Origin of the sequence: Pseudomonas guariconensis, assembly GCF_040822035.1 — a bacterium.
GTDB classification, from domain to species: Bacteria; Pseudomonadota; Gammaproteobacteria; order Pseudomonadales; family Pseudomonadaceae; genus Aquipseudomonas; species Aquipseudomonas guariconensis.
This window is the reverse complement of the sequence record NZ_CP162012.1, coordinates 2,442,083-2,457,271: the sequence shown is the minus strand read 5'-3', so window position 1 is coordinate 2,457,271 and position 15,189 is coordinate 2,442,083. Positions and strand designations below refer to the sequence as shown.

The following is a 15,189-nucleotide window of genomic DNA, read 5'->3' as shown; positions in this document are numbered from 1 at the left end:
ACGACCTCCTTCAAGGGGTAAGCGGCAGTGGCTTGTACGCAGCGACAGTCTGGAACTGCGGGCCAGGCAGCGTCACCGCCACCACGTGGGCACCGGCAAGGCCCTGACGCCGGCCGGGGCCGAATCCCAGCGCCGGCGTGAGGCCGGTGTCCAGGTCATGCAGCCCCTCCAGGGCTCGCACCAACTGCTCCCGGCTAGCGTCCCGCCCTACCTGTCTAAGGGCCTCGGCCATCAGCAGCAGCGCGCAGCGGGTGCTGACCTGCAACGCCGCCTGGCGACCATCGAGCCCTTGGCGCTGACGCAGCCCGTTGAGCGCGGCCCGCCCTTGCTCGGTCCAGTCCTGGGGCGTGAAGGGATAGGCCAGGAACAGCCGCTGCGACCAGTCGGCAGACAACCCCGCCAGGGCACCTGCGACCTGGCTCGAGGCCGCGAACAGGTAGGGTTTGCGGCCTGCGGCCTGCTGTGCCTGCGCCAACTCGCCGAACGCCTGGGCGCGCCCCAGGAAGACGACGCCCTCGCCCTCCACCGCCTGCCCCGCGAAGACTTGCACCGGCCCCGGCGTCCAGCCGGCGGCGAGCAGTCGCTGGCGCAGCGCCTCGGCAGGTGCCGCCTGCTCGCTGCCGGCATAGATCACCCGCAGCCCGTCAGGCCCCACGCCCAGGCGGTCACGGGCGAAACCGGCCAGGCTCTGCAATTGCTCGGGCAGGCTTGGCAACGGATCGAAGATCTGCGCACTGCCGACACTGCCAGGGGAGCTGCCGACCAGCGGCACGCCACGTTGTTCGAGTGCGCTGCCCAGACGCGCGTCGAGCATCGGCGCCAACGGCGCGATGAGGGCGAAGACCTGCGCGTCGTCGAGCAAACGCTCGAGGGCCTGTTCGGCGCTGGCGGGCGTATGACCCGGGTCTAGCACCACCAGCTCCAGCCGCCGACCGTGCAGCCCGCCCTGCTGGTTGAGTTGCGCCAGGCCGTCCTCCAGCACTGCGCGCACCACCCTGCCCGCCTCGGCCAGCGGCCCGCTGGCCGGCAGCAAGGTGCCCAGACGCAGGATGTGCTCTTCCACGCCTGGGTCGCGTTCCTGGCCCAGGCGCTTGAGGTAGGCGGTGAGGTTGCGCTGGTCGGCCAGGGTCAATTCGAAACGTGGCATGGCCGGGTCCAGGCGGTTGCCTGCAGGGTCGATGCCTTGCCCGACGGCACGCGCCAGCGTTGCTTCGGCATAGGCCGGGTAGCGTCGGCCATTGGCCTCACGCTCGCCCTGCCCCAACGCCAGGCGCTGCCAATCCAGGCTCGGCGGGCGTACCCCGCCTTCGGCGCGGCCACGGCCATCGTTGCCATGGCAACTGGCACACGGCAGCACACTGGCCGGCACACTGATGTCGCTGGCGCCCACCCGGGCCATCAACTGCGCGTCGCTGCTGGACACCCCTTCGCGGTACAAGCGCTTGCCCGCCTGCTCCTGCTCGGTCAGGTCCAAGGCCAGCGCCGTGTGGCTCGCGAACAGGCCGAGCCACACCACCAAGGGCAGAAGGCGCATGGCACTCACCGTCCCGCCAGGGGCTGGGCCAGCAGTTGCATGCGCTGGGCGATGGCAACGGGCGGTGCGTCGGGCCGGATCTTGCTCCAGCGTTTGCCGGCCACGTCGCCGGCGATCAACTGGGTAGAGTGCTGCTCGGGGCTGGGCAGGAACTGCCCGAGACGCCCCAGCACCAGGTCGACATTGGCCTTGTCCCCAGTCAGGAACAGCCAGTTCGGTCCATCCACGCCTTGTTTCTGGGCAAAGGCCTTGAGCGCCTCGGGGGTGTCGTTGAGCGGATCGCTGCTGATGGACACGAAGGTGACCTGCCCGGCCAGCTCAGGGCCCATGGCTTCGCGTACCTCGCGCAGCTTGCGGGTGATCAGGGGGCAGGCGTCGTTGCAGTGGGTGAAGATGACGTTGAGCATCACCACCTTGTCCTTGAGCACATCGCTGTAGAAGCGCAGCTCACGCCCGTTCTGGTCCTTGAGCACGGTGTCGGTGAACCAGGTCTGCGCATCGCGGGTGCCGCCACCGCTGCTCATCGCTTGGGGCGCGGGCTGTGGCTGGGGCGCGTTCGGCGCTTGGCCGTCATGGCCGCCGTCATGGGCCACGGCCACCGAAGCGAGGATCCACAGGCAGCCGACCAGGGTCAGCCAATCCAGGCCCCGCATGCCGACGCGGCGAACCGTCGAGCTGCTCATGGCTGCACCTCCTGGCTGTCCGGCCCACCGGCGATGGCGGTGCTCTTGGCGTGCACACGGCGAGCGCTGAGGCGGTTGATTTCGCTGATCAGCACGGCCGGATCGGTAAAGCCGTAGTAGCGGGTCCAATGGCCGCTGCGCCCGTCACCGACCAGGATCAATGGTGGATGCTGGCTCAGGTCGGCACTGAAGCTGCCCAGGCCCTTGAGCGTCTCGGTGATGGCATAGGACGAGCCAGTCAACCAGCTCCACCCCGGGCCACGCTGGAATGCCTTGGCGTAGCCAAGCAAGCGCTTGGAATCATCGCGCTGGGGGTCGACGCTGATCGATACCAGCTGGATCTCCTCGCCCACACGTCCACCCAACTGCTGCTGGACCTTGGACATGATCGACGAGACCACCGGGCAGACCGTGGTGCAACGGGTGTAGATGAAGCCCATGACCACCAGGCGGTCGCCCACCAGGTCCTTCTCCAGGCGCACCGGCATGCCGTTCTGGTCGAGCAACGACACGTCGGCAAAGCGCACGCTGGCCTTCTCCTGACGGGCTGCCGGCGGTTGCTCGGCATGGCCGCTGTGGTCATGCCCGGTGTGGGCCAGGACGTGCTCGCCTCCGAGCAGCAGGCTCAGGGCAAGCAGATTGCAGGCGAGCTTGGCGTTCATCTCACACTCCTGGGTTCCACGTGGGAAGCGGTAGGTACGGCGGTCGGCAGGACGCGCAGACTGGTGTAGTTCTCTTCGGCGAACTTGCGGCCCAAGGTCGGCGACTGCACGTGCAGGTACCAGGCGCCCGTCTCGGCCAGTTGCAGCGATCCTTGGTAAACACCATCCCCCATCTCTTGCAGCGGCAGGCTGCGCGGCATCGACGAAGGCGCCAGGAAGTAGCGCAGGCTCAGGTCACGCAGGCCCAGGCGTGGCTCACCGTCGTCCCCGAGGATGCGCACGCGGGCGATATAGGCAGTGTTTTGCAATGCAGGCTGCTCGTTACCCAGGAATTCGGCATGCACCCCTTTGCGCTTGACCGCGTCCGGCGCTGCCGAGACCTGGGTGCTGAAGCAGTGGATGATCTGCGGCTGGTTGAGCAGGAACGCCACGTCGAAGGTGCCTGCCGCCGGCAGTTTCACCGTCGAGCCGTATACCCCCGGGGCGATTTCGCGCAGGCTGCGGTCGACCACGATCGCCGCGCGGGCCTGGTGCCCACGGTTGTTGTAGCCCGACATCGGGGCGTTCATGCCCTCGGCGTAGAAGTACGTGGTGTTGTCCACCGGGTTGACCACGAATACCGAGTTGTCGTCGCGGGCCACGGTCAGCCCCTGTGCCAACGGCAAGTCGCCTGCCTGGCGTGGCGCGGCGGGGCCGGCCTCGAAGCCCTGGATGATCGGCTCACGCCCGGCCCCCAGGCTGGCCAAGTTGATCATGCTGACTTTCGGCGAGGCCAGGCCGCGCACGTAGGCATAGCCCTTGGTGAAGGTCAGCTGGTACGGCTCGGCCGCGACCGGGAGGCGGTGAATCAATTGATCGTTGCTGGCGTCGATCACCAGGGCCTGGTTTTCCAGGGTGTTGAGCACGATGCCGTAGCGACCGTCCTCGCTGAAACGCATCGGCCCCAGGCCCTGCTCAGCCTTGACGGTGTTGCGCAGCTGGTGGCTGCGGGCGTCGATCACCCGCACCGTGCCTTCCTTGCCATCGGCCACGTAAACCGCCTGGGACAGCGCCGAATAGGCCACCGACAGCGGATGGGGGCCCACCGGCAGGGTCTTGGCCAGGCGCATGTCGGCGATGTCGATGATGCTCAGGGTGCCGGCATCGCGGTTGCTGACGAAGGCGTAGCGTGAGTCGCTGCTAAAGGCGATCTCGTGATGCCCGGAGCCGGTGGCGAAGGTCTTGAGCATGGTGCGGCTGGGCACATCGATTACCGTCACCCCACCCTTGGCCGGATCGTCGCTGTTGTTGCCCACCCACAGCCGGCGTTGGTCCGGCTGCAAGGCCACCCGCAGCGGCTGCTCGCCCGCCTCAAGGGTGGCCACGCGGGTGAAGGTCTCGGTGTCGATCACCGCCACCTGGTTGCGCTCGGGCATGGACACGAACACCTGCCGGTCATCGCCGGTGGCCACCCAGTCCATCGGCCGGCCCGGCAGGTCGATGCGCGCCAGCGTGCTGGTGACCCCGCCCACCGAAACGGTGGGGTCGATGACCGTGAGGCTGGCATCCTTGTTCAGGACCAGCAGGAAGTAGCTGTTCAGATCCAGCAAGGGCCGCGCGCCGATGCTGCTCTTGAGAAACAGCGCCACCCGCGCCTTGCAGCTGCTCTGGCGATCGCCGGGCGGCGCCGACTGGGCCGGGTCCAGCCAGGCGCCAGGGGCCATCCCCGAGAGCGGCTGGCCGCTGGTCTGGTCGCTGACCTTGAAGCGGATGTTGGCGAAGTTGCCCTCGCGCAGTTCGCCGCCATCGAGGGGGCGCGCCTCGAACTCCACGGTCACGCCGTCCCGGCTGAGCCGGTGCAGGCCCTGGGGATCGGCCTGCTCCAGCAGCAGCTCGCGCGGGTCGCACCACAGCTTGTCGTAGGCCAGACCCAGGCCGATCAATGTCAACCCCACCATCAACCCCAGGTAGGCGGGACGAGTCTTCTTGTTCATGCGCGCTCCCCCTCTTCTCATTGTGCCGGGGCGGTGGCCGGCGGGGCTTCATTGGTGACCCGCAAAATCCCCCACAGCCCGGAAAGGTTGCCGTAGGCCCCGTAGTCGCGGAACAGGTAGTCGCCCGGCACGCCGTTGGCGCCGCCTGCGCTGGGCAGCATGAAGCTGAAGTGCGCGGCCGGCAGCACGCTTTCCTGGGCGCCGATGTACATCGCCATCGGGTTGTAGCCAAAGCGCACCGAGCCGATGCCAGGCAGCCCCATGGGGTAGCCATTGACGTCGCTCTTCTCCGCCTGGTGAGCGTGCAGTGGCCACAGGTGCCCATCGAGCTGGTAGATCATGCCGCGGCTGCCACCGCTGGGCATGAGGATGTGGTTGCGCAGCGGCTGGCCGGGCTTGGCCCAGAGCACCGGGGTCTGCGGGTCGCCACCGACCAGATCGTTGCTGTAGGCCATATGGGCGTTGGGCACATCGCCAAAGCCCAAGCCATCGGCACGGCCGAACGGCGAGTCAGGCGCCATGCCAAAGCGCAGCCACAAAGGCTCGGTCTTGTAGTTGACGGCCATGTTGCCGTTGTCCTGCGGGTCGCCCGCTGCGCCATTGCCCTCGGTGTTGATGCCCTCCACTGGCCGGCCATCGGCCCAGCGCATGTTCAGCGAGCGTTGCCACACCGTGACGAAGTCGCGGTAGTCCGGCTGGCCAGTGACCTTGACGGTGGCCTGGGCACGGCTGGCAGTGTCCTCGGTCCAGGTCGCGCTTTGGGGCAGGATGCTCATGGCGCCGACCAGACCTTTCTGCGGCTGCTTGATCACATCCGCCGGGGTCAGGTTGAGGCCGCCGAACTCGATGGCCGTGGTGTTGATGTTGTCCACCGTGCGGCCCAACTGCAGCACCGGTTTGCCTTCGCGCTCCAGGTGCCCGGCATAGAACTGGTACACCTTGCTGGGGTAGGCGCCACTGGTGCCCACGCGTGGCGGTACGGTCTGCACCGGGTTCAGGCCAACGTTGGCACCGTCGGACTTGGTGATGTCGTAGGCCAGCAGCTGGGCGTGCAGGCCCACGTGGCTCGATGGCCGCATCTGGTTGTTGTTGAACGCGGTGGAGCCTTCGCTGGCGTTGCGATCGCGCTTGACCACCCCATGAATGACCGCGGTGCTGGCCAGATCCGGCATGACCATCGGCAGGCGGTTCTCCAGGGTGATGCTGATGCAGTCGCCGGAATTGGCGCGCAGCACCAGCGGCTCCACTGGGACGCCAGCCTTGAGCTTGCCGGTGGTTGGATCCAGGTCGGCCTTGCGCACGTACAGGATCGCGGTCGGGTCATGCAGCGGTGCGGCATGGCCACCGATGGTGAAGGTCTCGCCATCTTCCGGATCGACCCCAGACACCAGTGGGATGCTGGTCCGACGGCTGTTGAACACCAACGTGCCGCCGTTGGCCTTGAGCGGGCCGCCGACATGCTGGCCGATACCGGCCGGGTCGGCGATGCTGACCCCGTTGCGGTTCTCCAGGATGTCGTTGGCCAAAGCCGCAACCACTTCATAGCTGCGCTTGACCGTCGGCCGGCTGCCGATGCCATTGGCGTTGGCCGTGGTTTTCGGGCAGATGCCGTCGAACGCCACGGTGTTGCGCATAGCCACCGGTTGCGGGTTGTTCGGCAGCGCGAACAGGTCCGCGCGCTGGGCCGTGTAGTTGCGCATGAGGCCCCAGATGCCGTTCCAGTAACCCTCAAGCGCCGCATCGAGGGAGTACAGGTAGTCACCGTTGGTGGCGGCGGAACTGGAGATCATCGACACCGGCGCCATGAAGCCCAGCTGCTCGGAAATTCCGATCATTTGCGACGACTTCCAGCCCGAGTTGGAGCTGTTGCCGAAGCCAGAGCCGTTCTGCAGCCATTTCACGCCGTGCAGGGTGATGTTGTGCTCCTCCTCATGACCACCAGCATGCATGCGCAGCCGCACGTTGTCACCCGAATAGGTGCGCAGCATCGGGGTGAACGGGTCGCCCGGCTCGGTGCCTTGGTTGATGTGCGGCGGAAACAGCGTGGTGCCGCCGGTCGGCCCGACCGCCGAGGTGATCGCCGAGGGTGCCAGGTTCATCGCCGGGATGGCGCGGTCGGTGCGGCTTTGCATGGCGTAGGCCAGGTCGCCGGCCATGCCGTCGGCCTGCATGCCGCGCTTGCCATCCGGGCCGACCTTGTTCGGGTCGAACACGCGCAAGGCCAGTGGTTCGTTGCGGTAGTTGACGACGAACATGCCAGGGTCATCCACCGAGATCGCCTGCGGGCACGGACGGCTTGGGCAGCCTGGGGCCAGCCCGCCGCGCGACTCGACGATCGCTTCGAGCAGGTTGGAGGCCTTCTGCCGCACAGGCGGGTTGATAGCGTAGCGGAAGCTGTCAGCCGTGGCCGGATAAGCCTGGCCGTCAGGCTTGCCGTCCGGGCCGGCCCCCACATACACGCCCGCTTCATAGGCATGCTGGAAGTCGCTGTACTCCAGGAAGAACTCGCGATAGCTGTCATTCTTACCGTCACCGTCATGATCGCCGGTCTGGATCACCGCTTGCCACGAGGTCGGCCCGCCATCCTGGCGTGTGGCCGGGTTGTACAGCTTTTCCCCCGTTTCGGCGTGGTACCAGGTCGAGCCGGCAGGCTCGGCCAGCACCGTGGCGTACAGGCCCAGTTGCTGGTGGGTCGATGGGCCAAGGTGGTCGTGGGTGAAGATGGTGCCCAGGCCCCGGTCGACGTTATGCACGTTGATCAAAGGGTCGGCGAACCAACGCTGCATGGAGGTACGCGCGCCCAGCCAATCGGCCCGACCGAAGCGCCCGAAGTACGGGTGTTGCTTGGCTTTCGGGCAGGTGTCGGTGCCGTCGCGTGGATCGCCCTCGGTGCAGCCGTTGAAGCTGCGGATGGCCTGTATACGTTCGACCACACTGCCGGGCGAGAGGATGCCGTCTTCATAGTTCCAGCCGTTGGCCGAGCCGTCGGCAGCGGTCAGGTCCCACTTGGGCAGGTGGATGTGCTGACCGATCACGTCGGTCGGGGTGCGCACCTGGTAGTCGTCCATCTCGTAGAACGACGGGATCAGGTTGGTGTGCTGGTACATGGTGCAATCGAAGGTGTTCATGCGCATCACCAGCGGCTCCGGTGGGCGCTGCTTGGTGATCACCGGCCACGCGTCCTCCCACAGGGCGATGATGCGCGCCTGCGGGAAGTGGTAGCCGACCTTGTTGTACACCGCGTCGAACTGGATGTTGGCGCCCTTGTAGATGCGCGGACGGTCGGCGGTGAAGGTGGAACTGCCACGGAAGCTCATGGCGCCCGGACTTTCGCCGCTGATGAACTCGCCCACGCCTGAGGACTGGGTCAGGCGCTTGCCGCGGTCATCCATGCAAGGCTCGTAGTACGGCGCGCCGGCCGTGGGCAAGGCACCGTTGGTGCGGAAGTTGCGCGGTACCGGCGCGCTGCCGAGCATCAGCGCATAGCTGGGATGCTCGGCCTTGGCATGGAACTGCATGGCAGCCTGTTCGACGTCGGTGCCTTCTTCCGGCAGGTAGATCGGCTTGGCCTTTTGCACCGACTTGGAGAAGTCCAGCTTGGTGGTGGTGATCTCGGCTTCGCCGCCTGCGGAGACGCCGTCCAGCGCATGGCGGCCCAGGCCACCGTTCCAGCCGTCGACCTGGTTGGGGTCGAGGTTGGCCCACAGGGCCTTGCCGCTGTCCTTGAGCTGACGGGCCAGGGCCGGGTCGAGCATGTCCAGCGGCGGGGTCGGCGGACGTTGGCCGACACTGCTCTCCATGCCCCCGACCCAGAACGGATAGCCGGGGTTCTTCAGGGTGCCATCGGCGTTGCGATTGCTCTCGCTGCGATCGACCAGGGCCAGGGACCCCACGGCACGCGGCGCGTTGGTTTCCTGCGGATGATCGTCATCGCCCGCTTCAGGTTCGTCATCGTCGTCCTGCTCTGCCACGAGGGTCTCGGCCAGCTTCGGCACCACGGTGACCTTGCCAGGCATCGGCGCCATGGCCTTGCCGGGTAGCGGCACGATGGCCGGAATCGGCGTGCCGGCAATGATCTCGCCATCCGGCAACGCCCGCGCGCCTGCTGCCGGCTTGCCGCTGCGCAGGCCGAAAGGCACGGTATGGAAGCCATTTTCGCCTTCGCCGCTCACGGCCAGGCGGGTGCCCTGCTCGAATACATCGTGCACCCGCCACATAGCCCACATGCCTTGGGCGAAATGCGGATAGAAGTGGCAGTGATAGATAGCATCGCCCGCCACCCGGTTGCGGTTACCCGAGCCCCCGTTGGCGATTTCATAGGTATAGCCGCCACCGGCACCGATGCCTTGGGCATCGATGTAGTCGGAGTTGTCGTCGTTGGGGTTGAACAGCCATTGGTGGCCGTGCAGGTGGAAGATGTGCTGCTCATGGCCATTGTGGGTATTGCGGAATTTGGTGAAGTCACCGATGTAGCTGTGGTGCACGTTGGCCGGCTCCGAGGGGTACAGGGCCATGGTGGCCTTGACCCCGACCGCATTGGCCGGCGGCGTCTCGCCGGGGCGGATGTGCTCCAGGCCAACGTTGGCCGGGACATCCACCAAGGTGCCGACGTCGCCCACGGTGTGGGCACTGAGGAAGAATTCCTCGTAGGCGCAGGACAGGCAGTCATGCATCGGCCCTACGCCCAGGCGGTTGGCGATCACCTCGGCGCCCATGCCGCCGGAGCCGTAGTTGATCATGAACGAATCACGGGTCGGCTCCAGCACATGCCCCATCACCGGGTCCGCCCAGTAACCGGGGAAGGCCTGGGTACCGGCCACTTCATCGGCGAACTGCGAGGCGAAGTCGCGGAAGGCTTCCAGCCGGTTGGGCAGCGCCGGGTTGCGCTTGCCGATGGACTCCAGCGGGTAGGTCGAGGGCGGGAAACTACCGTCCTGGTTGGGGCCCATGACGATGGCGTCGGTTTCGCTGCTGAGGATCTCGTTGCCATCGACCATCGCGATGATCGGCTTGCCCGCCTTGCCTTCGGCGATCCATGGCTCGACCTGTGGATAGCGGGCGTTGTAGTCGATCACCGGCTGGCCGGTGGCGGTGCGGCCGGTGGTGGCCAGGCGCATTTCCTCTTCGGTCAGGGTGTTGCGAAAGGTTCGCCCATTCTTGGGAACCACCACCACCTGGCCGAACAGGCCGTTGGAGACATTGCCCGCCGTGCCTTCGCCGCCGAACGTGGCGCCCTTGCTGGTAGCGGCGAACGCGCCTTCACGCTCGGCATAGAGGGTGTAGCTGCGGGTGTTGCCCGGTGCCACCAGGAAGTTGCCGTTGCGACCGGTGTTGGCGGCGATGTCGCTGATGCCGTTGACCGCCTGCATACCGTTGACCTGGAAGCCCACGAAGCGGTCGGTGACCTGCTCGTCGGCCACAGGCCCTTCGAGGTTTTCGATTTCCAGTTCCGGGGCTTGCTCGCCCTCGACTACGTTGTCTTCGGGATCGAAGCCATGTTTGTTGGGATTGGCCTGGTAGGCCAGCAGGTTAGTCAGGTTGACTGTCAGGCAGTCACCGGCCGCAACCCGCAGCACGATCGGCCGCGGACGCTTGTCCGGCCGCAAGGTGACCTTGCCGGGAACCGCCGCCCCGCCGTTGCTCAGCGGCACCAGGTGTTCGTCCACCACGTCCTGGCGCAGGGCGAAGATCATTCCATTGGCATTCTGTGCCCCCAGGCGGTTGAACATCAGCGGCTGATCCAGTGCCACTACGTTGGCCACCAGCGTGCGCTGGCACTGCACCGCAGCCTCGCTCACCGCGCCCCACCCCAGCAGGGTCAGGGCCAGTGAAGTCAGGACGGAGCCTTTCGACGGGGTCATCATGCTGCACCTCCGGAAAACACAGACGTTCTGCGCAAAGCCGGAGCAAGTGGCATGCCATAAATTTTTTATCGTTTTTTCAAAGGCTTAAGCTGACATTCAAAACCGACTGGGGAGGATTCCCCAGCCGATTCCCCGATTCGGGGGTAATGCGTCGAGATCGCATTGGAGCGAGCACCACACACTGCGCCAGGGCTAATCTCCCACAGAGGCTGCGCTGACCGGGTAGGAGCAGGTTCATCCGCGAATGGCGCACAGGCCTACCGATACCTCAACAGCCTTTCATCCTCGGCATCTCGATGCCGTGCTCGTGTACACGCCGGTACAGGGTCGCCCGTGAGATGCCCAGTGCCTTGGCCGCATCTGCCGGTTTCCAGCGATGCCGAATCAACGCATCGAGCAGCAACTGGCGCGCAGGGTCGCAGGTCGTCTCGGCAGCTGTCGCACCCACGCCGCGCACCGCTTCGGGCAGATCCTCGCGCCTCACCTGCCCGCCATCGCAGACCGCACAGGCGTAGCGCAGCACCTGGCGCAACTGGCGCAGGTTGCCCGGCCAGTGATAGGTGAGCAGCGCTTCGAGCGCTGCGTCCGTCAGTGTCACATCGACGCCGCAGGCCGCGGCTTCCTCGGCCAACAGTCGATGAATCAACCCCAACCGGTCGTGCCGCTCGCGCAGCGGTGGCAACTCGAAGCGCGCATTGGCCAGGCGGAAATACAGGTCCTCGCGAAAACGCCCCTCGGCCACCATCGCAGCCAGATCCCGATGGGTGGCGCAGATCACCTGCATGTCCACCCGCTGGCGACGTGCCGCGCCCAAAGGTGCCACTTCACCTTCGGCCAATACCCGCAACAGACGCGTCTGCAGGTTCAAGGGCATGTCGCCGATTTCGTCGAGAAACAGCGTACCGCCATCGGCCTGCTGCAAAAGGCCTTGCATGCCCTTGCTCGACGCGCCGGTAAAGGCACCGGCCACATAACCGAACAGTTCGCTCTCGATGAGGTTTTCCGGGATCGCCGCGCAGTTGAGGGTGACGAAAGGCCCTTCACGGCGCAGGCTTTGCTGGTGCACCTGGCGGGCGAAGACTTCTTTGCCCACACCGGTCTCGCCTTGCACCAGCACGGCCAGGTTGCAGTCCTTCACCCGCGTGGCCAAGCGCAGGTGCTGCTCGATGCGCGTGTCCTGGGCCGGCTGCACCACCGCTGGCCGGGCCCGGCGCTGGGGTGCACTCACCCGGCCATAGAGCCCGCCCCAGCCAGGCAGGCGCTGGGCGCAGGCATCGCTGGCATCGCGCAGTTGGTCGAGGTCGAACAATTCACCGATATGCACCGGCAGCCGCCCAAGGCCCTCCAGCAGGCGCTGCCGAGCCAGGCTGTTGATCGCCTGCAGGCGACCATCGGCATCCCAGGCCAGCAGATAGTCCGGTTGGCTTTCCACGTAACCGGGGGTGCCGTGGGCGCGCATCACCCAGTGGCCTTGGGCGTTGTGCATGAAAAACGCGTTTTCGATCTCGCGTGCGGTCTGCTCCACCAACTGGCGGATCAGGTGCTGGCTGCGCCGGTCGTCCGGTGACTGCAACGCAGACACATCCACCACGCCCAGCAACTCCCCCTGCGGATCGAACACCGGCGCGGCCGTGCAGGTCAGGCCGATGAACGCAGCGCGAAAGTGATCGCGCTTGTGCACCGTGATCGGCGCCTTGCTGGTCAACACCGCCGCCACCCCGCAGGTACCCTCTTCGCCTTCCGACCAGCACGTGCCCAAGTACAGCCCGGCCTTGCGGCAGTCGTTGCGGATGGCCGACTCGACCCGATAGTCGATGGTGCGCCCTTGGGCGTCGGTGAGCAGTACACAGTAGTCGGCACCGCGCACCTGCGCGTGCAAGCGGGCCACAGCGTCGCTGGCAATGCGCAGGAACAGCTCGGCACGCTCACGGCACTCGTTGAGCACCGCCTGGGACAGGATGCGCGGCCCCTGCAAGGATCCAGGATCAAGGCGGTACAGGTCCATGGAGCGGCGCCACGAGTCGAGGATCAGCGTCGGCACCGGCGCCTGGGGCAGGCGCTCGGCGTTCTTCAGCACCCGGCTGACGCAATCGACATGGGCTCGGGAGTTCGCGGCAAGCATTGGGCCTCCGGTTCTCATGTTCTTGTCGTTGTGCGGCCATTAAGCGCCTGCAAGCCGTGCCCGACAAGCGCTGCGTGATCATCGGCCGACCTGAGACGCTGCGTCTCAGCGTCTCGCCTGCGTCCGGGCCTGGCTGGCACCCGGCGTCTCGCCCGGCACTGCGCCAATCGCGGCCAGAGAAACATGTAGACGCTCTGCCACAGGCCTTACAGGCGAGCCAGGCCAACCTGGCACTGCGCTTGCTCAAGCACTGGCAAACAAGAAACCGAGGTGCGCCATGCCGCAACCTGCCCCGACCATCGGCATCATCGCCAACCCAGCCTCCGGCCGCGACTTGCGCCGCCTGACCGCCAACGCCGGGCTTTATTCGAGTACCGACAAGGCCTCGGCTATCCAGCGCCTGCTCGCCGCCTTCGGCGCCACCGGCATCGCCCAGGTACTGCTGCCAACCGACATGACCGGCATCGCCGCCGCCGTACTCAAGGCCAGCGCCGGCCCGATCGCCCGCAGCCAACACTGGCCCGCCCTGGAAGTACTCGACCTGCCGCTCACCCAGACCGTGGCCGATACGCGACTGGCCACCCGCCGCATGGTCGAGCGCGGCGTGGCGATGATCGCCGTGCTCGGCGGTGACGGCACTCACAAGGCGGTGGCCACCGAGGCCGGTGACGTACCCCTGCTGACCTTGTCCACCGGCACCAACAATGCCTTCCCCGAGCTGCGCGAGGCCACCAGCGCGGGCCTGGCCGGAGGGCTGCAAGCAACTGGACGAGTCCCGGCCGGAATCGGCCTGCGCCGCAACAAGCGTCTGTTGGTGCACGTCCCCGAACAGGGCCTGTGCGAGTGGGCGCTGGTGGAGGTCGCCGTATCGCCCCAGCGCTTCATCGGCGCCCGCGCCCTGAGCCGCAGCGATGACCTGGCCGAGGTATTTGCCTGCTTCGCCGAACCCCACGCCATCGGTCTCTCGGCCCTGTGCGGATTATGGTGCCCGGTGTCACGCCAGGATCGGCATGGCGCCTGGGTGCACTTGGACGCCGACAACGAACAGGCCCTGCTCGCGCCCCTGGCCCCTGGCCTGCTGCAAGCGTGCGGCATCAGCGCCTGCGGCCCGCTGGAGCCCGGCGTCGCCTACCCCTTGACCCTCGCCAGCGGCACCCTGGCGCTCGATGGCGAGCGCGAGATCGAATTCGCCCCCCACGACACCCCCACCGTGACCCTCGATGCCAACGGCCCCCTCACGGTCGATGTCGAGGCCGTGCTGGCCTACGCCGCCCGCCATCACCTGCTGGAGGTCCCTCGCGATCACCGGCACTTCGCTGCACACCCGTGTTGAGACAACCCTGGAGAACAACAAGATGTCCACTCACCTCAGTTCCGAACAATTGCTGCATGCCTATGAAGTGATGCGCACCATCCGTGCCTTCGAAGAACGCCTGCACGTGGAGTTCGCCACCGGCGAGATTCCTGGCTTCGTCCACCTCTATGCCGGCGAAGAAGCCTCTGCTGCCGGGGTCATGGCCCACCTGCGCGACAGCGACTGCATCGCCTCGACCCATCGCGGCCATGGCCATTGCATCGCCAAGGGCGTGGACGTGTACGGCATGATGGCCGAGATCTACGGCAAGAAGACCGGGGTCTGTGGCGGCAAGGGCGGCTCGATGCACATCGCCGACCTGGAAAAAGGCATGCTCGGCGCCAATGGGATCGTCGGTGCCGGCGCTCCACTGGTGGCTGGCGCTGCCCTGGCAGCCAAGATCAAGGGCCGCGATGACGTGTCGGTGGCCTTCTTCGGCGATGGCGCCTCCAATGAAGGGGCGGTGTTCGAGGCGATGAACCTGGCCTCGATCATGAACCTGCCCTGCATCTTCGTCGCCGAAAACAATGGCTACGCCGAGGCCACCGCGTCGACCTGGTCGGTGGCGTGCGATCACATTGCCGACCGCGCCGCCGGCTTCGGCATGCCCGGCGTGACCATCGATGGATTTGATTTCTTCGCCGTGTACGAGGCCGCCGGGGCGGCCATCGAGCGCGCCCGCGCAGGGCAAGGTCCGTCGCTGATCGAGGTCAAGCTCAGCCGCTACTACGGCCACTTCGAAGGCGACGCCCAGACCTACCGTGCCCCGGACGAGGTGAAGAACCTGCGCGAACAACGCGACTGCCTGCTGCAGTTTCGCAACAAGACCACCCACGCCGGCCTGCTCACCCACGACCAGCTCGATGCCATCGACGCCCGCGTCGAGGACTTGATCGAAGATGCCGTGCGCCGTGCCAAGTCCGATCCCAAGCCACAGCCCGCCGACCTGCTCACCGACGTCTACGTCGCCTACCCATGAGCTGCGGATTACAAGAAC

At 66.6% G+C, this 15,189-nt stretch carries 8 protein-coding genes; 2 read left to right on the top strand and 6 right to left on the bottom strand.

Annotation, left to right across the window (positions count from 1 at the left end):
• Positions 1 to 10 precede the first annotated feature (10 nt).
• From AB1N67_RS11245 to AB1N67_RS11220, 6 genes are all read right to left on the bottom strand, one after another.
• Positions 11 to 1,534 carry an ABC transporter substrate-binding protein gene (locus tag AB1N67_RS11245; protein WP_367863809.1) on the bottom strand — a complete coding sequence of 508 codons (1,524 nt, stop codon included), beginning with the start codon at positions 1,532 to 1,534 and terminating at the stop codon, positions 11 to 13.
• Positions 1,535 to 1,539: 5 nt separating this feature from the next.
• The gene (locus tag AB1N67_RS11240) at positions 1,540 to 2,217 is read right to left on the bottom strand and encodes an SCO family protein (RefSeq protein WP_102081722.1); all 678 of its coding nucleotides are present in this window, start codon (positions 2,215 to 2,217) and stop codon (positions 1,540 to 1,542) included.
• Positions 2,214 to 2,879 carry an SCO family protein gene (locus AB1N67_RS11235; RefSeq protein ID WP_367863808.1) on the bottom strand — a complete coding sequence of 222 codons (666 nt, stop codon included), beginning with the start codon at positions 2,877 to 2,879 and terminating at the stop codon, positions 2,214 to 2,216. The genes AB1N67_RS11240 and AB1N67_RS11235 overlap by 4 nt, the downstream gene beginning before the upstream one ends.
• Positions 2,876 to 4,852, bottom strand: coding sequence for a cytochrome D1 domain-containing protein (locus tag AB1N67_RS11230; protein WP_182818956.1), 1,977 nt, complete (start codon positions 4,850 to 4,852; stop codon positions 2,876 to 2,878). Before AB1N67_RS11230 ends, AB1N67_RS11235 begins: the two co-directional genes overlap by 4 nt.
• Positions 4,853 to 4,869: 17 nt before the next feature.
• Positions 4,870 to 10,716 carry a manganese-oxidizing multicopper oxidase MnxG gene (gene mnxG / locus AB1N67_RS11225; RefSeq protein ID WP_367863807.1) on the bottom strand — a complete coding sequence of 1,949 codons (5,847 nt, stop codon included), beginning with the start codon at positions 10,714 to 10,716 and terminating at the stop codon, positions 4,870 to 4,872.
• A 268-nt stretch (positions 10,717 to 10,984) separates the two neighbouring features.
• Positions 10,985 to 12,838 carry a sigma-54-dependent Fis family transcriptional regulator gene (locus AB1N67_RS11220; RefSeq protein ID WP_090342603.1) on the bottom strand — a complete coding sequence of 618 codons (1,854 nt, stop codon included), beginning with the start codon at positions 12,836 to 12,838 and terminating at the stop codon, positions 10,985 to 10,987.
• 277 nt (positions 12,839 to 13,115) lie between these two features.
• Between AB1N67_RS11220 and AB1N67_RS11215 the strand changes: the two genes are divergently transcribed.
• Complete coding sequence (locus AB1N67_RS11215; RefSeq protein ID WP_102081723.1) at positions 13,116 to 14,171, top strand: ATP-NAD kinase family protein; 1,056 nt, start codon at positions 13,116 to 13,118, stop codon at positions 14,169 to 14,171.
• A 22-nt stretch (positions 14,172 to 14,193) separates the two neighbouring features.
• Positions 14,194 to 15,171, top strand: coding sequence for a thiamine pyrophosphate-dependent dehydrogenase E1 component subunit alpha (locus AB1N67_RS11210; protein WP_043215900.1), 978 nt, complete (start codon positions 14,194 to 14,196; stop codon positions 15,169 to 15,171).
• Positions 15,172 to 15,189: the final 18 nt, after the last annotated feature.

Excerpts from the sequence above, each read along its gene's own strand:
- AB1N67_RS11245 (WP_367863809.1), bottom strand. The coding sequence starts at position 1,534 with ATGCGCCTTCTGCCCTTGGTGGTGTGGCTCGGCCTGTTCGCGAGCCAC.
- AB1N67_RS11240 (WP_102081722.1), bottom strand. The coding sequence starts at position 2,217 with ATGAGCAGCTCGACGGTTCGCCGCGTCGGCATGCGGGGCCTGGATTGG.
- AB1N67_RS11235 (WP_367863808.1), bottom strand. The coding sequence starts at position 2,879 with ATGAACGCCAAGCTCGCCTGCAATCTGCTTGCCCTGAGCCTGCTGCTC.
- AB1N67_RS11230 (WP_182818956.1), bottom strand. The coding sequence starts at position 4,852 with ATGAACAAGAAGACTCGTCCCGCCTACCTGGGGTTGATGGTGGGGTTG.
- mnxG (WP_367863807.1), bottom strand. The coding sequence starts at position 10,716 with ATGATGACCCCGTCGAAAGGCTCCGTCCTGACTTCACTGGCCCTGACC.
- AB1N67_RS11220 (WP_090342603.1), bottom strand. The coding sequence starts at position 12,838 with ATGCTTGCCGCGAACTCCCGAGCCCATGTCGATTGCGTCAGCCGGGTG.
- AB1N67_RS11215 (WP_102081723.1), top strand. The coding sequence starts at position 13,116 with ATGCCGCAACCTGCCCCGACCATCGGCATCATCGCCAACCCAGCCTCC.
- AB1N67_RS11210 (WP_043215900.1), top strand. The coding sequence starts at position 14,194 with ATGTCCACTCACCTCAGTTCCGAACAATTGCTGCATGCCTATGAAGTG.